Raw genomic sequence first — 18,507 nt, 5'->3', positions numbered from 1 at the left:
CTCGCCACTCTCTACTGCCGATTGGAGACGGACGGGACGACTGTACGGCCAGTCGGCGCCCGCCCGACACCTGGTGACGGACTGTCAGCGAGTCACTGCTGAGCGAGGCGCTCGGTGAGGGCCTCGTGGACCAGCGGAGGCAGCAGGTGCGAGACGTCTCCGCCCCAGGTCGCCACCTCCTTGACCAGGGAGGACGACAGGAAGCTGTAGGTCGGGTTGGTCGGCACGAAGAGCGTTTCGACGCCCGAGAGCCCGTTGTTCATCTGGGCCATCTGGAGTTCGTAGTCGAAGTCGCTGACGGCCCGCAGGCCCTTCACGATCGCCGGGATCTCGCGCTGCTTGCAGAAGTCGACCAGTAGCCCGTGGAAGGCCTCGACCTGGACGTTGCCGAAGTCGGAGGTGACCCGGCGGATCAGATCGATCCGCTCGTCGACCGTGAACAGGCCCTTCTTGGACTGGTTGATCATCACGGCGACGTGCACCACGTCGTACAGCTTCGAGGCGCGGCCGATGATGTCGAGATGTCCGTTGGTGATGGGGTCGAACGACCCCGGGCAGACGGCGCGGCGCAACTTGATTCCCTCGCTCTCCGGTCCGGTCATCGTGCGTCTTCGCACGTAGCGGCGGCGCGACCGTACCAAAGCGTTCCCTCGCCGTAGCGACGGGCCCGCAATGGCTCGAATCCCTTGGGCCAGCTGAATTCTCCGCCTCTGGTGCTGCGTTCCACGGTGACGAGTGCATCGCCTGTGAGCCACCCCTGGGCACGGAGTGTGAGGAGGATCTCGCCAAGATCGCCGTCGGTGACGGCGTACGGCGGATCCAGGAAGACCACGTCGTACGGCTGCTCCGGCGCCGGGCCTGTCACGATCTGTTCGGCTTTGCCGGCCCGGACCTCGGCGCCGGGCAGGCCCAGGGTGCGGACGTTGTCCCGGACGGTACGGACGGCCTTGGCGTCGGCCTCGACGAGCAGCGCGTGGGCCGCTCCGCGGGAGAGCGCTTCGAGGCCGACGGCTCCCGATCCCGCGTAGAGGTCGGCGATCCGGACGCCGTCCAGGGTGCCGAGGAGTGCCTGCCAGGTGGAGAACAGGCCCTCGCGCGCGCGGTCGGAGGTGGGGCGGGTGCCGGTGCCGGGCGGGACGGCCAGGCGGCGTCCGCCGGCCGAGCCGGCGATCACGCGGGTCATGGGTGTCTGGTCCTCGGGTCGGGGCGGCGCGCAGGGTGCTGCGGACGCCGTGCCTCCCACGATATGGCGTCGGGGCGGCCGGGGCTCCCGCGGCGGTCCGCCCCGCCTCGCACCCCCGTGGGTCACCCCTTGTCCAGGTACTCCTCGCGGTCCTTGTCGAGCAGGGCGTCCAGGGCGGTCCTGAGCTCGGGCAGGTGCTCCAGGTCCGGGTCGCCGGCCACGACCGTGACGGCCTCCTGGCGGGCGGCGGCGATGACCTCCTCGTCGTCGATGACGCTGAGTACCCGGAGCGAGGAGCGGACCCCGGACTGGGCCTGGCCGAGGACGTCGCCCTCCCGGCGCTGCTCGAGGTCGATCCGCGACAGTTCGAAGCCGTCGAGGGTGGCGGCGACGGCGGAGAGCCGGGCGCGGGCGGGGCTCGCCTCGTGGGCCTCGCTGACCAGCAGGCAGAGTCCGGGGGCGGAGCCGCGGCCCACGCGGCCGCGCAGCTGGTGGAGCTGGGAGACGCCGAACCGGTCGGCGTCCATGATCACCATCGCGGTGGCGTTGGGGACGTTCACCCCGACCTCGATGACGGTGGTGGCGACCAGGACGTCGGCCTGCCCCGCGGCGAAGCGGCGCATCACGTCGTCCTTGTCGTCGGGGTGCATCCTGCCGTGCAGCACCTCGATGCGCAGACCGGACAGCGGTCCCTTGGCGAGCTGCTCGGCGATCTCCAGGACGGCGAGGGGCGGGCGCTTGTCCCCTTCCTCCCCGGCCGCCTTCTTCTTCCCGTTTCCCTTCTTCCCGGCGTCGTCCTCGTCGTCGCCGATCCGGGGGCAGACCACGTACGCCTGGTGGCCGTTCTCCACTTCCTCGCGGACCCGTTCCCAGGCGCGGCTGAGGAAGTGGGGTTTGTCCTTGGCGGGGACGACATGGCTGGCGATCGGCGAACGGCCGGCCGGCAGCTGGTCCAGGACGGAGGTCTCCAGATCCCCGAAGACGGTCATGGCGACCGTACGGGGAATGGGGGTGGCGGTCATGACGAGCAGGTGCGGCGGCTGCTTGCCCTTGGAGCGCAGGGCGTCGCGCTGCTCCACCCCGAAGCGGTGCTGCTCGTCGACGACGACCAGCCCCAGGTCGTGGAACTGCACCTTGTCCTCGATCAGCGCATGCGTCCCGATGACGATCCCGGCCTCGCCGGTGACCAGGTCCAGGAGTGCCTGCCGGCGGCCCGCCATACCCATGGAGCCGGTCAGCACGACCACCTTGGTGCCCTGGTCCGAGCCGCCCAGCATGCCGCCCTCCGCCAGCTCCCCCATCATCTCGGTGATGGACCGGTGGTGCTGCTGGGCGAGGACCTCGGTGGGCGCGAGCATGGCGGCCTGCCCGCCCGCGTCGACGACGGCGAGCATGGCGCGCAGCGCGACCATGGTCTTCCCCGAACCGACCTCCCCCTGGAGCAGCCGGTGCATCGGGTGCTCGGTCGCCAGGTCGTCGAAGATCTCCTTGGAGACCTTGAGCTGGCCGTCGGTGAGGGTGAACGGCAGCTTGGCGTCGAAGGCGTCCAGGAGCCCGCCGGGGGCGGGTCTGCGGGCGACGGCGGGGAGCTGGGTGTCCGCGTATCTGCGGCGGGCCAGGGCCACCTGGAGGACGAAGGCCTCGTCCCACTTCAGCCGGTCCCTGGCCGCCGCGACATCGGCCTTGGTCTGCGGCCGGTGGATCTTCAGCAGCGCCCCGGGCAGCGAGGTGAACCCCCGGCCCTCGCGCAGCGCGGGCGGCAGCGGGTCGACGGCCTCCTGGGCACTGGGCAGCACCGCGTCGACCGCCTTGGCGATCCGCCAGGAGTCGAGCTGCTTGCAGGCCGGGTAGATCGGGAGCAGCTTGCCGGCGAAGGCGTCCACGGCCTCGGTGGCCCCGGCCTCGTCGGCGGACTCGGCGTCGAGCAGCTGGTACGTGGGGTGGGCCAGCTGCATCTTCCGGTTGAAGACGGAGACCTTGCCGGCGAACATGGCGCGCCGGCCCGGCAGCAGCTCCTTGTGGGGCTTGTGGACCCCGTGGCCGAAGAAGACCAGCTGGAGCCGGCCGTGGCCGTCGGTGAGGGTCACTTCGAGGCGCTTGCCCCGGCCGCCGTTGAACATCATCACGCGGGCGTCGTCGACCTGGGCGACGACCGTCACATGCTCGTCGAGCGGGAGGTCGCTCAGCGCCGTGAGCCGGCCGCGCTCCTCGTACCGCCGCGGGTAGTGATGCAGGAGATCACCGACCGTGTGCAGGTCGAGGTGCTCGGCCATCACCTTGGCGGTGGCGCCACCGAGCAGCTTCTTGAGGGGTTCGTCGAACGCAGACACGCGATCCATTGCACACCACACCACTGACAGTTGTCCGCCGGGCACCGCCGGTGCGCCGGAAACGGGGCCGGCGCTTCGCGTCCGCGGCGGCGGGCCGCACACGGCGCGGGAGGGGCTACTCCACCCCGATCAGCAGGGGTGCGCACTGGTGGCCGCCGCCGTACACCACCGTGTCCACCGCCAGGTAGCCCTCACGGACGTGCCCCTCCAGCTCGTCGGCGAGGGTGTCGGGGACGTCCTCGCCGAGGACCAGCGTGACCAGTTCGCCGCCCGCCGCGAGCATCCGGTCCAGCACCTTGCGGGCCGTCGTGGGGACGTCCTCGCCGATGACGGCGACATCGCCGTCGATCAGGCCCAGGATGTCGCCGGCCTGGCAGATGCCCGCCATGGTCCAGGACTGCCGTTCGGCGACGGCCAGTTCGGCGTACCGGGTGGCGCCGGCCGCCGCGGTCATCGCGACCACGTCCTCGTCGAAGCTGCGGTCCGGTTCGTGGACGGCCAGGGCCGCGATGCCCTGGACCGCGGCCCTGGTGGGGATGAGGGCGACGCGGATGCCCGCGGCCCGTGCCTGTTCGGCGGCGGCGGCGGCGGTGTGGCGCAGGTCCCCGTCGTTGGGCAGGAGGACCACCTCGCGGGCGTGGGCGCGGCGGATCGCGTCGACGAGTTCGCCGCTGGCGGGCGGCTCCCCGGGCCGCGCGAGCACCGTCGTCGCCCCGGCCTCCGCGCACAGACCGCCGAGTCCGTCGCCCGGGACGACCACGACGACCGCGCGCTGGGCGGGTTCGGGGCGGGCGTGCACCCGGTCGGCGGCGAAGTGGGTGATCCGGATGCGGTACGGCCGGCCGGCCTCGACCCCGGCCTCCACCGCGGCTCCCGCGTCGTCGACGTGCACATGGACGTTCCACAGCCCGTCGCCGCCGACGACCACGAGGGAGTCGCCCAGCCGGTCGAGCCGGGTGCGCAGCCGCTCCACGGCCTCGTCGTCCGCCTCCAGGAGGTAGATGACCTCGAAGGCCGGCCCGCCCTGCGGGTCGTCCGCCGCGGGGCAGTCCCCGCCATCGGCGGGGAACGGGGCCGGAGCGGCGGGCGCTTCGTGCAACCGCTCCGGGGCCCGTCCCGAAACCGCCTCGACCAGGCACCCGAGCACCGCCACGAGTCCCCGTCCGCCGGCGTCGACGACACCGGCCCTGCCGAGGACGGCGAGCTGTCGGGGGGTCTGGACCAGGGCCGTCCGCGCCCCTTCGTAGGCCGCCTGGGCCACCGCGGTGGCCCGGGCTCCGTCCGGCACGCGTCCCGCGGCCGCGGCGGCCGCGTCCGCCACCGTCAGGACCGTGCCCTCGACGGGGTGGGCGACCGCCTCGCGGGCCGATGCCGCGGCCCGGGCCAGCGCGAGGCGCAGCCGCTCGGCGCCGGTCCCCCCGGCCAGCACCCCGGCCATGCCGCGCAGCAGCTGCGCCAGGATCGTGCCGGAGTTCCCGCGGGCCCCGATCAGTGCCCCGTGCGCCATGGCACGTACCGCGTCCGCGGTGGAGGGCACCGTGGTGCCGGTCTCATGGGCGGCGAACACCGCTTCGACGGCCGCCGCCGCGGATTCCACGGTCAGGTAGAGATTGGTGCCGGTGTCGCCGTCGGCGACGGGGTACACGTTGATCGCGTCGATCGCCTCGCGCTCCCGGCCGAGCGCGTCCAGCGCCAGTGAGCACCAGGTACGCACCGCGACGGCGTCCGGTTCGTCGGCGGTCTGCGGCACCTGATGGTCCTCCTCGGAACACGGACTGGGGCGGCGGGCTGCACCGCAGAGTAGCCCCGGCCGGCGGGTGCGGCGGGTTCCGGGGCGGGGCGGGCGGCTGTTGAACCCATGGTAGTTTCGTATCTCCGACGCAGCCGTTGTATGCTGCTTCGGTTGCCCGACGAGAGTCGGGACATTCCCCCGGTACCGCCACTTCAGTCAATGATTCCGGCGTGCCGGAATTCACTGTAAGTGCACCTGAAGTCTTTGGAGTGACCCGTGGCTGCCAACTGCGACGTTTGCGGCAAGGGGCCGAGCTTCGGCAACAGCATTTCGCACTCGCACCGCCGTACGTCCCGTCGCTGGAATCCCAACATCCAGCGCGTGCGTGCCGTGGTCGGGCGGACGCCGAAGCGGCTCAACGTCTGCACCTCGTGCATCAAGGCCGGCAAGGTCGCGCGCTGACGTTCCCGTCGTAGCGCAGCCTTACCGGTTGCCCAAAAAGCCGGTCCACCTCGGTGGACCGGCTTTTTGCTGTGCTCCCCCGCTCCACCGGGAGGGAGCGGGGCGGGTCAGCCGCCGTCCCGCAGCCGCCACCCGTGGTCGACCGGGCCGATCCCCGAGCCCAGCGGGAAACCCGCCGCGATCGCCCCGGTGACGTACGCCTTCGCGGCCCGTACCGCCGTCGGCACGTCCTGTCCCCCGGCGAGCCCGCAGGCGATCGCGGAGGCGAGGGTGCAGCCCGTGCCGTGGGTGTGCCGGTTGTCGTGGCGGGGTGCGCGCAGCCAGTGCTCCTCGGAGCCGTCCGTGAGCAGGTCGACGGGTTCGCCCGGCAGATGGCCGCCCTTGATGACCACCCAGCGGGGCCCGTATCCGAGCAGTTCGGCCGCGGCCCGCCGCATTCCGGCCTCGTCGGTGACCGTGATGCCCGTGAGCTGTGCCACTTCGTCGAGGTTCGGGGTCGCCACGGTCGCGACGGGAAGCAGTTTCGTACGGACGGAATCGAGCGCCTCGGCGGCCAGGAGCGGGTCTCCGTGCTTGGAGACGCCGACCGGGTCGACGACGGCCGGGGCGTCGGTACCGGCGAGGAGTGCGGCGACGGTCTCCACGAGCACCGCCGACGACAGCATGCCGGTCTTGACCGCGCTCACGCCGATGTCGTCCACGACGCTGCGGTACTGGGCGCGTACGGCTTCCGCGGGCAGTTCCCAGGCGCCCTGGACACCCAGGGAGTTCTGCGCGGTGACGGCGGTCAGCACGCTCATGCCGTGCGTTCTGAACGCCAGCATCGTCTTCAGGTCGGCCTGGATGCCCGCACCGCCGCCGGAATCGGATCCGGCGACGGTGAGCACTCGGGGCGGCGGGGCGGAGGGTATGGGCATACGCCGCAATCTACTGGGCGTCCTCGATGTCCCCGAAGTGGTCCCAGCCGCTCTTGCTGGTCCAGGGCGCCCCGTCGACCGTCACCTGCGGCAGGGCCGAGGGGTTGAGGACCTCGCCGATCACCTTCCAGCGGGCCGGCAGCTTCACATCGGGCGGGAACGTCGCGACGATCGCGTGGTCCTCACCGCCGGTGAGCACCCACTGGAGCGGGTCCACGCCGACGGCCTGCCCGATGTCGGACATCTGGGACGGGATGTCGATGAGTCCGGAGCGCAGGTCGATCCGTACCTTGCTGGCCTCGGCGATGTGCCCGAGGTCGGCGACGAGCCCGTCGCTGACGTCGGTCATCGCGGTGGCGCCGAGCCCGGCCGCCGCGGGGCCCGCGTGGTAGGGCGGTTCGGGGCGCCGGTGGGCCTCGACGAAGGCGCGGGGCGAGCGGAAGCCGCGGGACAGGACGGCGTACCCGGCGGCGGACCAGCCGAGCCAGCCGGTGACGGCGACGACGTCGCCGGGCTGGGCGCCCGCCCTGGTGACGGGTTCGTGGTTGCGCAGGTCGCCGAGCGCGGTGATCGCGACGGTGATCGTGTCGCCGCGCACCACATCGCCGCCGACCACGGCCGCCCCCGCGACCTGGCACTCGTCCCGGATGCCGTCCATCAGCTCGCCGGCCCAGGTGACCGGGAGTTCGGCGGGGACGACGAGGCCGAGGAGCAGTGCGGTGGGCACGGCCCCCATGGCGGCGATGTCGGCGAGGTTCTGTGCGGCGGCCTTGCGGCCGACGTCGTACGCCGTCGACCAGTCACGCCGGAAGTGCCGCCCCTCCAGCAGGATGTCCGTGCTGGCCACGACCCTGCGGTCGGGGGCGGTGACGACCGCGGCGTCGTCGCCTGGCCCCAGTCGTACCGCCGGAGTGGTGGTGAGCCGGGACGTCAGCTCTCTGATGAGCCCGAACTCCCCCAACTCGCCCACGGTTCCCTTCACCGAGTCTCACCTCTCATCTATGGGGCCGGACGCGAGTCCGGCCTGCTTCAGCGGCCGGATGTCCGGACCGTGGACAGGCCGTCCCCCGGGCCGGTGCGCCCCGGTGGTCACGGGCACGCCTGTCCCCCGTCTGCCCCTCCGGGCTTGCGGTCGCGGGCCGTCACTGCTGTCGGTACTGTCAAGAGATACGTCAACTTGTGTGTTCTGTACGCCACGCTGTGGGCGTCATCCGGCCCGCAGGTCTCCCCGTGGCCCGTGGCAACGCGATAACGTGGCGTCCCTTTCCCCCACATGATCCTCGTGGCCGCCCTGGAGGTTCCGTGGTACAGGCGTACATCCTTATTCAGACCGAGGTGGGCAAGGCGTCGACCGTCGCCGAGACCATCGCCAAGATTCCGGGAGTGATCCAGGCAGAGGACGTCACCGGCCCCTACGACGTGATCGTGCGCGCTCAGGCCGACACGGTCGATGAACTCGGACGCATGGTGGTGGCAAGAGTCCAGCAAGTGGACGGCATCACCCGAACCCTGACCTGCCCGGTCGTTCACCTGTAGCCCCCGTCTACGCTGGGCCGGTGACGTCCTTCTGCCGCCGGCTCCCCCACCCCGTGTTCCTCGGTCCGTCCGTTGCCCTGCTGCTCATGGCCGCGACGGGTTGTTCCTCGGGCGACGCCTCGGCGTCGGTCACGGTTCCCAGTCCGTCCCCGGAAGCCGCAGCCTACTGCCGTGCGTTGCACAAGGAGCTGCCGGATACCGTCGCCGGTCTGGAGCGCAGTGATCCCAGGCCCGGTTCGGACCTGACCGCCGGGTGGGGGGACGGGGCGATCGTACTGCGCTGCGGTGTGCCGCGCCCGGCGAAGATGGACGACGCCCAGTCGAAGGCCGCCGAGGCCGACGGCGTCAACTGGATGCTGGAGCAGCGGGAGGACGACGGGCCCCGCTTCACGACGACTCTGCGCAAGGCATACGTCGAGGTCACGCTCTCGGAGGCGTACGCGCACGACGCGACTCCGCTGGCGGCCTTCGCCCCGGCGGTGAAGAAGACGGTCCCCAACAGCCTGTAAGCAGCCCACAGGGCGTGCGCTCCGGTGCGGAGCACACGCCCTGGGACGCGTCGGTGATGTCTCAGCGCAGACCGGTCGGCCGGTCCAGCGCCGCCTGGATGAGCCGGTCCACCAGCTCCTGGTAGCTGACGCCGCTCTCCTGCCACATGCGCGGGTACATGGAGATCGGGGTGAATCCCGGCAGGGTGTTGATCTCGTTGATCACGAAGCCGCCGCCGTCGGTGAGGAAGAAGTCGGCGCGCACCAGGCCCTCGCAGGAGGCGGCCTCGAAGGCGTCGACCGCGAGCCGCTGGACCTCGGCGGTCTCCTCGTCGGTGAGCGGGGCCGGCACGATGCCGGACGCCGCGTCGATGTACTTGGCCTCGAAGTCGTAGAAGTCGTGCGAGGTGACCGGCGGGATCTCGGCCGGCACGCTGGCGCGCGGTCCGTCCTCGAACTCCAGCACTCCGCACTCGATCTCGCGGCCCCGCAGGAGCGACTCCACGAGGAACTTGGGGTCGTGGCGGCGGGCCTCCTCGATCGCCTCGTCGAGGCCGGAGGCGTCGTCGACCTTGGTGATGCCGATGGACGAACCGGCCCGGGCGGGCTTGATGAAGAGCGGCCAGCCGTGCTCGCCGGCGAACTCCGTGATGCGCTTGCGGGCGCCCTGCGGGTCGTTGTCCCACTCGCGGGGGCGCACGACGACGTACGGGCCGACGGGGAGCCCGAAGGAGGTGAAGACCCGCTTCATGTACTCCTTGTCCTGGCCGACCGCCGAGGCGAGCACACCGGCGCCGACGTAGGGCACTCCGGAGAGCTCCAGGAGGCCCTGGAGCGTGCCGTCCTCGCCGTAGGGGCCGTGCAGGACGGGGAAGACGACGTCGACCTCGCCGAGCACCTTGGGGACCGATCCTGGCTCGCTGTAGACCACTTCGCGGCTGCCGGGGTCGACGGAGAGCACCACGCCGCCCTCCTCGGACTCGGCCAGCTGGTCCACGTCCGGCATCTTCCGGTCCGTGATGGCCATGCGCTCGGGTGCGTCGGCGGTGAGCGCCCAGCGGCCGTCCGTCGTGATGCCGATCGGCAGGACGTCGTACTTGGTCCGGTCGATGGCGTTCAGGACGGCGCCGGCCGTGACGACCGAAATGCCGTGTTCGGAGCTGCGGCCGCCGAACACGACGGCCACACGCGGCTTGCGGAGCTGCTGCTCCGTGCTCTGGGGGAGGTTCTCGCTGCTCATATCGCGATGAGCGTACCTGCTGGTACTGGCCGAGTCAGCGTGGCCGGTGCCGCCCGGCGGGTGAACCGGCTCAGTGCCGCTCGGCCTTGGCGCTGCGCGACATGAGCTCCTTGAGCGCGACCATCGGCGGCTTGCCCTCGTGGACGATGCCGACGACCGTCTCGGTGAGGGGCATCTCGACGCCGTGACGGCGGGCCAGGTCGAGCACCGACTGGCACGACTTGACGCCCTCGGCGGTCTGCTTGGTGACCGCGATGGTCTCCTGGAGCGTCATCCCGCGGCCGAGGTTGGTGCCGAAGGTGTGGTTGCGCGAGAGCGGCGAGGAGCACGTCGCCACCAGGTCGCCGAGGCCGGCGAGCCCGGAGAAGGTCAGCGGGTCGGCGCCCATGGCCAGGCCCAGCCGGATGGTCTCGGCGAGGCCGCGGGTGATGAGCGACCCCTTGGCGTTGTCGCCGAGCCCCATGCCGTCGGCGATGCCGACGGCCAGCCCGATGACGTTCTTGACGGCGCCGCCCAGTTCGCAGCCGACCACGTCGGTGCTGGTGTACGGGCGGAAGTACGAGGTGTGGCAGGCGGCCTGGAGGCGGCGCGCGACGGACTCGTCCCGGCAGGCGACGACGGCGGCGGCGGGCCGTCGTTCGGCGATCTCCTTGGCGAGGTTGGGCCCGGTGATGACGGCGACGCGGTCGGCGGAGACCTTGGTGACGTCCTCGATGACCTCGCTCATCCGCTTCGCGGTGCCGAGTTCGACGCCCTTCATCAGGGAGACGAGCACCGTCTGCGGCTCCAGGTGCGGGGCCCATGCGGCGAGGTTGTCGCGCAGCGTCTGGGACGGCACGACGAGTACCGCGAAGTCGGCGCCGCGCAGCGCCTCGGCGGCGTCCGTGGTGGCCCGGACGGACGCGGGGAGTTCGATGCCCGGGAGGTAGCCGGGGTTGGTACGGGTCGTGTTGATGGCCTCGGCGACCTCGGCCCGGCGCCCCCAGAGGGTGACCTCGCAGCCCGCGTCGGCGAGGACCATGCCGAAGGCCGTACCCCATGAGCCGGTTCCGAAGACGGCTGCCTTTACGGGGTGCGTCACTTGGGTCCCTCTCCTTCGGCCTTGCGCCGCTGTTCTGCACGGGCCTTGCGGTGGTCGTAGAGGCCGGCGGGCGCCTTCTGCCCGCGCACCTCCTCCAGCTGTGCGGTGACCGCGAGCATGATGACCTCGGTCGCCTCGCGCAGCACTTCGGGGGTCGGTTCCCTGTCGTAGAACCGGGACAGGTCGACGGGCGGACCCGCCTGGACCTGGAGGGTCTTGCGGGGGAAGAGCCGCAGCTTGTTGTCCGAGGCGTAGGGCGGCATCGCCAGGTTGGCGCCCCACTGGGCGACGGGGATGACGGGGGCCCTGGTCATCAACGCGACGCGGGCGGCACCGGTCTTGCCGGCCATCGGCCACATCTCGGGGTCGCGGGTGAGGGTGCCCTCGGGATAGAAGGCGACGCACTCACCGCGCTCGATGGCGTCGACGGCGGCCCGGAAGGCGTCCAGGGCGTTGGTGGTCTCGCGGTACACGGGAATCTGGCCGGTGCCGCGCAGCATCATCCCGACGAAGGGGGTCTTGAACAGTCCCGCCTTGGCGAGGAGCCGCGGCACCCGTCCGGTGTTGTACTGGAAATGCCCGTACGAAAGCGGGTCCAGGTACGAGTTGTGGTTGACCGCGGTGATGAATCCGCCGTCGGCCGGAATGTGTTCCATTCCCCGCCAGTCGCGCTTGAACAGAACCACCAGCGGCGGTTTCGCGATGACCGCCGCCAGGCGGTACCAGAAGCCGATTCTGCGGCGGGACACTCGGACACCTTCCTCTATCAATGCGGCTGTGGAACTGATTGCTGCCTGACTACTGACGGTCAAGTCTCGCCCCAGGCCCCTGCTCTGTCGAGAACACCGTACGCCCCGCCTCCGAGGCCGACCCTCCGGGTTGTCGCACCGGCAGGCGAGAATAGGCGGCGATGCGCATCGAGGGGGAGACCGCCACGAACACCGACCCGACCGGCCTCTGGTCCCTGGTCGTCCCGTTGAAGCCCTTGGCGCGGGCCAAGAGCAGGCTGGTGCCCGCCTCGGGCGCACTGCTGCGGCCCCGGCTGGCCCTGGCCTTCGCCCAGGACACGGTGGCCGCCGCGCTCGGCTGCCCGGCCGTGGCCGATGTGGTGGTCGTCACGGACGACGCGGCAGCCGGGGCCGCGCTGGCGGCACTCGGCGCCCGCATCGTGGCCGATGTCCCGGCCGCCGGGCTCAACGCCGCCCTCGCACACGGCGAGCGTACGGTCCGTGCGGCCCGGCCGAATGCGGCCGTCGCCGCGCTCAACGCGGATCTGCCCGCACTGCGTCCGGCGGAATTGTCCCGAGTGCTCGAATTTTCCGCCGCTTTTCCCCGTGCATTTGTGCCCGATGCGGCGGGAATCGGAACAACATTTCTGTCGGCTGGGCCAGAAGTGGAATTGCGCCCTGTTTTCGGCGGTCCGTCCCGGGCCCGGCATCTCGCATCGGGCGCCGCGGAAGTCACCCTGTCCGGGATCGATTCGGTACGTCAGGACGTGGACACCGGCGACGATCTGCGGGCGGCGCTGGCCCTGGGCGTCGGCCCGTTCACGGCGGGGCGCTGGGCCGCGGGGGTACCCGCGCGGGACCGATAGGCTGCCGTTCATGCAGGCGACCTCGTACACGTACGACCCCGAGAGCCGCACCGGCAGCGTGCTGCTCGACGACGGCACCCCGGTGGACTTCGACGCCCCGGCCTTCGACGCCGGCGGCCTGCGGCTGCTGCGTCCGGGTCAGCGGGTGCGGATCGAGGGCGAGGGCGAGGGCGCCGCGCTGCGGATCACCCTGGTGACCCTGCAGACCTTCTGAGCGCCGCGCCACCTGGCCCCGACAGCCCGCGGGCCGGGCTCCCCGAGGGGAGCCCGGCCCGGCGCGTGTGAGGAGCTTCTGCGCTGCCCTGTCTCACTTCTTGCGTGCGGTGGCCTTCTTGGCCGTGGTCTTGCGCGCGGTGGTCTTCTTCGCGGGCGCCTTCTTCGCCGTGGCCTTCTTGGCGGGCGCGGTCTTGGCGGCGACGGCCTTCTTGACCGCCGTGGCCTTCTTCGCCGCTGCGGGGGCCGCCTTCTTCGCGGCCGCCGTGGTCTTCTTCGCCGCCGCGGACGTCTTCTTCGCGGTGGTCTTCTTGGCGGTGGCCGTGGTCTTCTTCGCCACTGCCACGGTCTTCTTGGCGGTGGCCTTCTTCGTCGCCACGGCCTTCTTCGCGGTGGCCTTCTTGGCGGCGGCCTTGGCCGTCGTACGGGTGGAAGAACCGCCCGAGAGGCTGCCCTTGGGGGCCTTCTTCACGGCCACGTCGTTCTTGGGGAGCTTCTTCGAGCCGCTCACCAGGTCCTTGAAGCCCTGTCCCGCACGGAAGCGGGGCACCGAGGTCTTCTTGACCCGTACGCGCTCACCCGTCTGCGGGTTGCGGGCGTAGCGGGCGGGGCGGTCGACCTTCTCGAACGAGCCGAAGCCGGTGACCGAAACCCGGTCACCTGCGACGACCGCACGGACGATCGCGTCGAGCACCGCGTCGACGGCGTCCGCGGCCTGCTGACGGCCGCCGACCTTGTCGGCAATCGCTTCTACGAGCTGCGCCTTGTTCACGTCTTCCCCTTCGGAGACATTGCCAGAACGAAAGTGTTCAGGCTTTTTCGCACGTTAGGCAGATATATACCGCAAATCAAACACGAAACGGGCTAATCACCCTAGTGCCGCAACGAAGTCGACCGCTGCGCTGTTCCGCAGAGTCAGTCACCTTCGGGGAATCGGCCCTCATCGAGGTCCTTCATCAACCGGTCCAGACGCCTTGCCGCATCTGGGAGATCGTGCTTCGCCGCGGCCGTGATGACCAGCAGCTTCCGGTTCAGCGCCATCCGTACGCCCTCCGGGACTTGCAGTGCACGCACTTGTGAGTGCGCTTCCTTCAATCGGTCGGCGACTTGGCCGTAAAGCTTGAGTTGGCTGTCGCCTTCCATGCACCGATTGTGCCATCTGGGGCGAGTTGTCGCCCGACGGGGGCTCAACAAGCGACTGCGCCCCCTACCAGAAGGCAGGGGGCGCAGTACGGGAAAGCCGCTGCTCAGGCGTTAATTGTGCGGGGTTTGTGGGCCGGCCTGGCCGCCTCGTAGCCCGCGATGTCCGGTTCGTTCTGCAGAGTGAGGCTGATGTCGTCCAGCCCGTTCAGCAGGCGCCAGCGGGCGTTCTCGTCGAGTTCGAAGTCGGCGGTGATGCCCTCGGCGAGGACCTGCCGCGTCTCCAGGTCGACGGTGACCTCGGCCGTCGGGTCGGCCTCCGTCAGGTCCCACAGGGCGTCGACGACCTGCTGGTCCAGGACCACGGTCAACAGACCGTTCTTCAGCGAGTTGCCGCGGAAGATGTCGGCGAACCGGGAGGAGATGACGGTCTTGAAGCCGTAGTTCTGGAGGGCCCAGACGGCGTGCTCGCGGGACGAGCCGGTACCGAAGTCGGGGCCGGCCACCAGGACCGAGGCTCCCTTGCGCTCCGGGCGGTTGAGGACGAAGTTCTCGTCCTTGCGCCAGGCCTCGAAGAGCCCGTCCTCGAAGCCGTCCCGGGTGACCTTCTTCAGCCAGTGGGCGGGGATGATCTGGTCGGTGTCGACGTTGCTGCGGCGCAGCGGGACGGCCCGGCCGGTGTGTGCGGTGAAAGCTTCCATGATTCTCAGACTCCGGCGGGCGTACGGGCGTCGGACAGGTCGGCCGGCGAGGCCAGATGGCCCAGCACGGCGGTGGCGGCGGCGACCTGCGGGGAGACCAGGTGCGTGCGGCCGCCCTTGCCCTGCCGGCCCTCGAAGTTGCGGTTCGAGGTCGAGGCGGAGCGCTCGCCGGGGGCCAGCTGGTCGGGGTTCATGCCGAGACACATCGAGCAGCCCGCGTGCCGCCATTCGGCGCCGGCGGCGGTGAAGACCTTGTCCAGGCCCTCCTCGACGGCCTGGAGGGCGACCCGGACGGAGCCCGGGACGACCAGCATCCGTACGCCGTCGGCGACTTTGCGGCCGTCCAGGATCGCGGCCGCGTTGCGCAGGTCCTCGATCCGGCCGTTGGTGCAGGAGCCTACGAAGACGGTGTCGACGCTGATCTCGCGCAGCGGCTGGCCGGCGGTCAACCCCATGTACTCCAGCGCCTTTTCGGCGGCGTTGCGCTCCGAGGCGTCCTCGTACGAAGCAGGGTCGGGGACGTTGGCCGACAGCGGGGCGCCCTGGCCGGGGTTGGTGCCCCAGGTGACGAACGGCGCCAGTTCGGCGGCCTCGATGACCACCTCGGCGTCGAAGACCGCGTCGTCGTCGGAGCGCAGCGTCTTCCAGTAGGCGACGGCCGCGTCCCAGTCCTCGCCCTGCGGGGCGTGGTCACGGCCCTGGAGGTAGTCGAAGGTGGCCTGGTCGGGGGCGATCATCCCGGCCCGCGCTCCGGCCTCGATCGACATGTTGCAGATGGTCATCCGGGCCTCCATCGAGAGCTTCTCGATGGCGGAGCCGCGGTATTCCAGGATGTAGCCCTGACCGCCGCCGGTACCGATCCGCGCGATGATCGCCAGGATCAGGTCCTTGGCGGTGACGCTGTCGGGCAGTTCGCCCTCGACGGTGATCGCCATCGTCTTCGGACGGGCCAGCGGCAGCGTCTGGGTGGCCAGTACGTGCTCGACCTGGCTGGTGCCGATACCGAACGCGAGCGCACCGAACGCGCCGTGCGTGGACGTGTGGGAATCGCCACAGACGACCGTGGTGCCGGGCTGGGTCAGACCCAGCTGCGGGCCGACCACGTGCACGACGCCCTGCTCGACGTCTCCCAGCGAGTGCAGCCGGACGCCGAACTCCGCGCAGTTCTTGCGCAGGGTCTCCAGCTGTGCGCGGGAGACCGGGTCGGCGATCGGCTTGTCGATGTCGAGGGTCGGGGTGTTGTGGTCCTCGGTGGCGATGGTGAGGTCGAGGCGCCGCACCGGGCGTCCGGCCTGCCGCAGACCGTCGAAGGCCTGCGGGCTGGTCACCTCGTGCAGCAGGTGCAGATCGATGTAGAGGAGGTCGGGCTCACCTTCGGCGCGCCGGACGACATGGTCGTCCCAAACCTTCTCCGCGAGTGTCCTACCCATCGCTTTCCCTCCGGCCGGCGTCGTCGCCGGCCCAACTAGAGATTCGGTGCGCCCCCGTCCGGATCCCCGTGCGGGGCGGTGGCTACGGGCCGTTGTGGGGCCGCCCGTACAGGTTCGCAACTTCCCTGGAAAATTGAACTTGCGTTTCACAGAGTGAGACGCGAGTATCGTCGTATGGACAACTCTAGCGGCGTCGGCGTTCTCGACAAGGCAGCTCTGGTATTGAGCGCCCTGGAGTCCGGTCCGGCCACCCTCGCCGGGCTGGTCGCGGCGACCGGGCTCGCACGACCCACGGCCCATCGACTGGCCGTGGCACTGGAACACCACCGCATGGTGGCGAGGGACATGCAGGGCCGTTTCATTCTCGGCCCCCGCCTGTCGGAGCTCGCGGCGGCGGCGGGCGAGGACCGTCTGCTCGCCACGGCGGGACCGGTACTCACCCACCTGCGCGACATCACCGGCGAGAGCGCCCAGCTCTATCGCCGGCAGGGCGACATGCGTATCTGTGTGGCGGCGGCGGAGCGACTGTCCGGACTGCGGGACACCGTGCCGGTCGGCTCCACGCTCACCATGAAGGCGGGATCGTCCGCGCAGATCCTGATGGCCTGGGAGGAGCCCGAGCGCCTGCACCGGGGCCTCCAGGGCGCCCGGTTCACCGCGACGGCGCTCTCCGGCGTCCGGCGCCGCGGCTGGGCCCAGTCGATCGGCGAGCGGGAACCGGGCGTCGCCTCGGTCTCCGCACCGGTCCGCGGCCCCTCGAACCGGGTGGTCGCGGCGGTCTCGGTCTCCGGACCGATCGAGCGGCTGACCCGTCACCCGGGCCGGATGCACGCCCAGGCCATCATCGACTCGGCCGCCCGGCTGAGCGAGGCACTGCGCCGCACGGGCTGACCCACGCCCCTCCCCCTGCACAAGAGGCCGCCCCAGCGCCGTGGCGGCCCCCTTCTCCCTACCTGACGTCCCAGAGCCTCACTTCACCGGCGAGCGGTGCGCGAGACGGTCCGCCGCACGGCGGCCCCGCCCCTCGATCGGCAGCGACCCGGTCGCCGCGGCCAGTCCGTACACCGGCATATCGGCGTAGATGGCCTCGTAGCCGCCCTCCGGCACGATGTAGGTCTCGTGCCACAGCCCCACGTGCTGCCGGGACTTCTTCTCCTTGCGGTTGATCATCGCCCACGCCTTGCGGTGGAACATGTCGGGCGCCGCCGCGTACGCGTACAGCTTCTCCTTCGACTCCCAGTACTGGACGACGTAGTACGTCCTGGGCGAACCGGACAGCAGGACGTGGCCGAGCAGCCCCCGGTCCTTGTTCCGGCCCAACTCCCGCAGCATGCGCAGCATCCCGGTGAAGACCGGGAGCCAGTGGTGCACGCCCCGGAAGTGATTGATCCGCATACCGATCAGCAGCACCACCACCTCCCCCTCGGCTGCTGCGGTCGTCCGTCCCGGAATCGGCTGAGCGAACATACGGGCCCCCTGAGAGTGTTGGAGAGTGTCACTATCCAATGCTTGGATAGTGACACTGCCCACGGGGCGGGGGCAAGGGAAGGCACGGAATGCGACTCTCGGAACTGAGCGAACAGAGCGGCATCACGACCGCGACGATCAAGTACTACCTGCGCGAGGGCCTGCTGCCGCCGGGCAGGCGGGTGAGCGCGACGCAGGCCGAGTACGACGAGAGCCACCTGCGACGGCTGCGCCTCGTCCGGGCGCTGCTCCAGGTCGGCCGCCTTCCCGTCGCCACGGCCCGCGAGGTGCTGGGCCACGCCGACGACGAATCGCTCGGCCGGACGATGCGCCTGGGCGCGGCGCTCTGGTCGCTCCCGCACGGTCCGGACCCCGACGAGGACGCCCCGGAGACGGTGGCCGCCCGCGCCGAAGTCGACCGGCTCCTGGACCGGTTGGGATGGACCACCGCGCAGGAGATCGGCGCCCTCTCCCCCGTCCACCGGTCCCTCGTGGCGTCCCTGGCCGCCCTCATCCGCCTCGGCTACCCCTGCGAGGGCGACTACTTGGCGGACCACGCGCGGCTCATGCACCAAGTCGCGGTCCGCGACCTCGACATGATGGAGACCTATCCCTCACAGTCCGAGCAGGTCGAGATGGCAGTGGCCTCGGCGGTGCTGTACGAACCGCTGCTGACGTCCCTGCGCCGGCTGGCCCAGGAGGAGGAGTCGGCCCGGCGGTACGGCCTGTGAGCCGGACCGGGCCGAACGGCCCGCACACACAAGCAGAAGGCCCCTCACCGGAGTGAAGGGCCTCTGCCTGATGCTCTGTTGTACCCCCGACCGGATTTGAACCGGCGCTACTGCCGTGAGAGGGCAGCGTGCTAGGCCGCTACACAACGGGGGCTTGTTCCTGCAACATACTCGTCTTGCAGTCTTGCGCTGGGCTACCAGGACTCGAACCTAGAATGACGGTACCAGAAACCGTAGTGTTGCCAATTACACCATAGCCCAT

The 18,507-nt window shown here is 70.8% G+C and carries 21 protein-coding genes and 2 tRNA genes; 7 read left to right on the top strand and 16 right to left on the bottom strand.

The window, feature by feature from the left end:
- Window positions 1-92: 92 nt before the first annotated feature.
- From coaD to OG782_RS27235, 4 genes are all read right to left on the bottom strand, one after another.
- On the bottom strand, window positions 93-572 hold the full coding sequence (gene coaD, locus OG782_RS27250; RefSeq protein WP_406459306.1) for a pantetheine-phosphate adenylyltransferase: 480 nt from the start codon (window positions 570-572) through the stop codon (window positions 93-95).
- Between the two features lie 26 nt (window positions 573-598).
- Window positions 599-1,183, bottom strand: coding sequence for a 16S rRNA (guanine(966)-N(2))-methyltransferase RsmD (rsmD, locus tag OG782_RS27245; protein ID WP_406455275.1), 585 nt, complete (start codon window positions 1,181-1,183; stop codon window positions 599-601).
- A 122-nt stretch (window positions 1,184-1,305) separates the two neighbouring features.
- Window positions 1,306-3,522, bottom strand: a complete 2,217-nt coding sequence (gene recG / locus OG782_RS27240) for an ATP-dependent DNA helicase RecG (RefSeq protein WP_406455273.1) — start codon at window positions 3,520-3,522, stop codon at window positions 1,306-1,308.
- 106 nt (window positions 3,523-3,628) lie between these two features.
- The gene (locus tag OG782_RS27235) at window positions 3,629-5,263 is read right to left on the bottom strand and encodes a DAK2 domain-containing protein (RefSeq protein ID WP_406455271.1); all 1,635 of its coding nucleotides are present in this window, start codon (window positions 5,261-5,263) and stop codon (window positions 3,629-3,631) included.
- Between the two features lie 258 nt (window positions 5,264-5,521).
- Between OG782_RS27235 and rpmB the strand changes: the two genes are divergently transcribed.
- Window positions 5,522-5,707 carry a 50S ribosomal protein L28 gene (gene rpmB / locus OG782_RS27230; protein WP_003965989.1) on the top strand — a complete coding sequence of 62 codons (186 nt, stop codon included), beginning with the start codon at window positions 5,522-5,524 and terminating at the stop codon, window positions 5,705-5,707.
- 107 nt (window positions 5,708-5,814) lie between these two features.
- On the opposite strand, the gene thiD is transcribed toward rpmB, so the two are convergent.
- A complete protein-coding gene (thiD, locus tag OG782_RS27225; protein ID WP_406455269.1) occupies window positions 5,815-6,624 on the bottom strand; it encodes a bifunctional hydroxymethylpyrimidine kinase/phosphomethylpyrimidine kinase in 810 nt (269 codons plus the stop codon).
- A 10-nt stretch (window positions 6,625-6,634) separates the two neighbouring features.
- A complete protein-coding gene (locus OG782_RS27220) occupies window positions 6,635-7,606 on the bottom strand; it encodes a thiamine-phosphate kinase (RefSeq protein ID WP_311310021.1) in 972 nt (323 codons plus the stop codon).
- Window positions 7,607-7,926: 320 nt separating this feature from the next.
- On the opposite strand from OG782_RS27220, the gene OG782_RS27215 reads away from it, so the two are divergent.
- Window positions 7,927-8,160, top strand: coding sequence for an Lrp/AsnC family transcriptional regulator (locus OG782_RS27215; protein WP_371654947.1), 234 nt, complete (start codon window positions 7,927-7,929; stop codon window positions 8,158-8,160).
- Between the two features lie 20 nt (window positions 8,161-8,180).
- Entirely contained in the window at window positions 8,181-8,669 is a 489-nt protein-coding gene (locus OG782_RS27210; protein ID WP_406455267.1) for a DUF3515 domain-containing protein, read from the top strand.
- A gap of 61 nt (window positions 8,670-8,730) precedes the next feature.
- Here the strand turns inward: OG782_RS27210 and OG782_RS27205 are convergent, their stop codons facing one another.
- From OG782_RS27205 to OG782_RS27195, 3 genes are all read right to left on the bottom strand, one after another.
- A complete protein-coding gene (locus tag OG782_RS27205) occupies window positions 8,731-9,888 on the bottom strand; it encodes a D-alanine--D-alanine ligase family protein (protein ID WP_406455265.1) in 1,158 nt (385 codons plus the stop codon).
- 70 nt (window positions 9,889-9,958) lie between these two features.
- The gene (locus OG782_RS27200; protein WP_406455263.1) at window positions 9,959-10,969 is read right to left on the bottom strand and encodes an NAD(P)H-dependent glycerol-3-phosphate dehydrogenase; all 1,011 of its coding nucleotides are present in this window, start codon (window positions 10,967-10,969) and stop codon (window positions 9,959-9,961) included.
- Entirely contained in the window at window positions 10,966-11,718 is a 753-nt protein-coding gene (locus tag OG782_RS27195) for a lysophospholipid acyltransferase family protein (protein WP_406455261.1), read from the bottom strand. The genes OG782_RS27200 and OG782_RS27195 overlap by 4 nt, the downstream gene beginning before the upstream one ends.
- A 161-nt stretch (window positions 11,719-11,879) precedes the next feature.
- On the opposite strand from OG782_RS27195, the gene cofC reads away from it, so the two are divergent.
- Window positions 11,880-12,563 carry a 2-phospho-L-lactate guanylyltransferase gene (gene cofC / locus OG782_RS27190; protein WP_406455259.1) on the top strand — a complete coding sequence of 228 codons (684 nt, stop codon included), beginning with the start codon at window positions 11,880-11,882 and terminating at the stop codon, window positions 12,561-12,563.
- A 10-nt stretch (window positions 12,564-12,573) separates the two neighbouring features.
- Window positions 12,574-12,777: a hypothetical protein gene (locus tag OG782_RS27185; protein ID WP_406455257.1), complete on the top strand. Its 204-nt coding sequence runs from the start codon at window positions 12,574-12,576 to the stop codon at window positions 12,775-12,777.
- 93 nt (window positions 12,778-12,870) lie between these two features.
- Here the strand turns inward: OG782_RS27185 and OG782_RS27180 are convergent, their stop codons facing one another.
- From OG782_RS27180 to leuC, 4 genes are all read right to left on the bottom strand, one after another.
- Window positions 12,871-13,548 (bottom strand): HU family DNA-binding protein, encoded by a 678-nt coding sequence (locus OG782_RS27180; RefSeq protein WP_406455255.1) that lies wholly within the window; start codon window positions 13,546-13,548, stop codon window positions 12,871-12,873.
- A 143-nt stretch (window positions 13,549-13,691) separates the two neighbouring features.
- Window positions 13,692-13,919: a hypothetical protein gene (locus OG782_RS27175; RefSeq protein WP_406455253.1), complete on the bottom strand. Its 228-nt coding sequence runs from the start codon at window positions 13,917-13,919 to the stop codon at window positions 13,692-13,694.
- Between the two features lie 104 nt (window positions 13,920-14,023).
- A complete protein-coding gene (leuD, locus tag OG782_RS27170; protein ID WP_406455251.1) occupies window positions 14,024-14,617 on the bottom strand; it encodes a 3-isopropylmalate dehydratase small subunit in 594 nt (197 codons plus the stop codon).
- Between the two features lie 5 nt (window positions 14,618-14,622).
- The gene (gene leuC, locus OG782_RS27165) at window positions 14,623-16,047 is read right to left on the bottom strand and encodes a 3-isopropylmalate dehydratase large subunit (protein WP_406455249.1); all 1,425 of its coding nucleotides are present in this window, start codon (window positions 16,045-16,047) and stop codon (window positions 14,623-14,625) included.
- A 174-nt stretch (window positions 16,048-16,221) separates the two neighbouring features.
- Here leuC and ndgR point away from each other — a divergent pair, with 174 nt between their 5' ends.
- Entirely contained in the window at window positions 16,222-16,938 is a 717-nt protein-coding gene (ndgR, locus tag OG782_RS27160; protein ID WP_024490257.1) for an IclR family transcriptional regulator NdgR, read from the top strand.
- 78 nt (window positions 16,939-17,016) lie between these two features.
- Here ndgR and OG782_RS27155 read toward each other — a convergent pair whose 3' ends face one another.
- Window positions 17,017-17,514 carry a DUF4188 domain-containing protein gene (locus OG782_RS27155; protein WP_406455247.1) on the bottom strand — a complete coding sequence of 166 codons (498 nt, stop codon included), beginning with the start codon at window positions 17,512-17,514 and terminating at the stop codon, window positions 17,017-17,019.
- 89 nt (window positions 17,515-17,603) lie between these two features.
- Between OG782_RS27155 and OG782_RS27150 the strand changes: the two genes are divergently transcribed.
- Entirely contained in the window at window positions 17,604-18,245 is a 642-nt protein-coding gene (locus OG782_RS27150; protein WP_406455245.1) for a MerR family transcriptional regulator, read from the top strand.
- Between the two features lie 81 nt (window positions 18,246-18,326).
- On the opposite strand, the gene OG782_RS27145 is transcribed toward OG782_RS27150, so the two are convergent.
- Window positions 18,327-18,399, bottom strand: a tRNA-Glu gene (locus tag OG782_RS27145).
- 35 nt (window positions 18,400-18,434) lie between these two features.
- Window positions 18,435-18,506, bottom strand: a tRNA-Gln gene (locus tag OG782_RS27140).
- Window position 18,507 lies beyond the last annotated feature (1 nt).

Source organism: Streptomyces sp. NBC_00876, assembly GCF_045207435.1.
Lineage (GTDB): Bacteria > Actinomycetota > Actinomycetes > Streptomycetales > Streptomycetaceae > Streptomyces.
Note: the sequence above shows the minus strand (reverse complement) of the source record. Positions and strands in the feature narration are given on the sequence as shown.

Coding starts and splice junctions, on each gene's coding strand:
- OG782_RS27150 (WP_406455245.1), top strand. CDS start 17,604: ATGCGACTCTCGGAACTGAGCGAACAGAGCGGCATCACGACCGCGACG.
- OG782_RS27155 (WP_406455247.1), bottom strand. CDS start 17,514: ATGTTCGCTCAGCCGATTCCGGGACGGACGACCGCAGCAGCCGAGGGG.
- leuC (WP_406455249.1), bottom strand. CDS start 16,047: ATGGGTAGGACACTCGCGGAGAAGGTTTGGGACGACCATGTCGTCCGG.
- cofC (WP_406455259.1), top strand. CDS start 11,880: ATGCGCATCGAGGGGGAGACCGCCACGAACACCGACCCGACCGGCCTC.
- ndgR (WP_024490257.1), top strand. CDS start 16,222: ATGGACAACTCTAGCGGCGTCGGCGTTCTCGACAAGGCAGCTCTGGTA.
- OG782_RS27205 (WP_406455265.1), bottom strand. CDS start 9,888: ATGAGCAGCGAGAACCTCCCCCAGAGCACGGAGCAGCAGCTCCGCAAG.
- rsmD (WP_406455275.1), bottom strand. CDS start 1,183: ATGACCCGCGTGATCGCCGGCTCGGCCGGCGGACGCCGCCTGGCCGTC.
- recG (WP_406455273.1), bottom strand. CDS start 3,522: ATGGATCGCGTGTCTGCGTTCGACGAACCCCTCAAGAAGCTGCTCGGT.
- OG782_RS27185 (WP_406455257.1), top strand. CDS start 12,574: ATGCAGGCGACCTCGTACACGTACGACCCCGAGAGCCGCACCGGCAGC.
- thiD (WP_406455269.1), bottom strand. CDS start 6,624: ATGCCCATACCCTCCGCCCCGCCGCCCCGAGTGCTCACCGTCGCCGGA.
- leuD (WP_406455251.1), bottom strand. CDS start 14,617: ATGGAAGCTTTCACCGCACACACCGGCCGGGCCGTCCCGCTGCGCCGC.
- OG782_RS27175 (WP_406455253.1), bottom strand. CDS start 13,919: ATGGAAGGCGACAGCCAACTCAAGCTTTACGGCCAAGTCGCCGACCGA.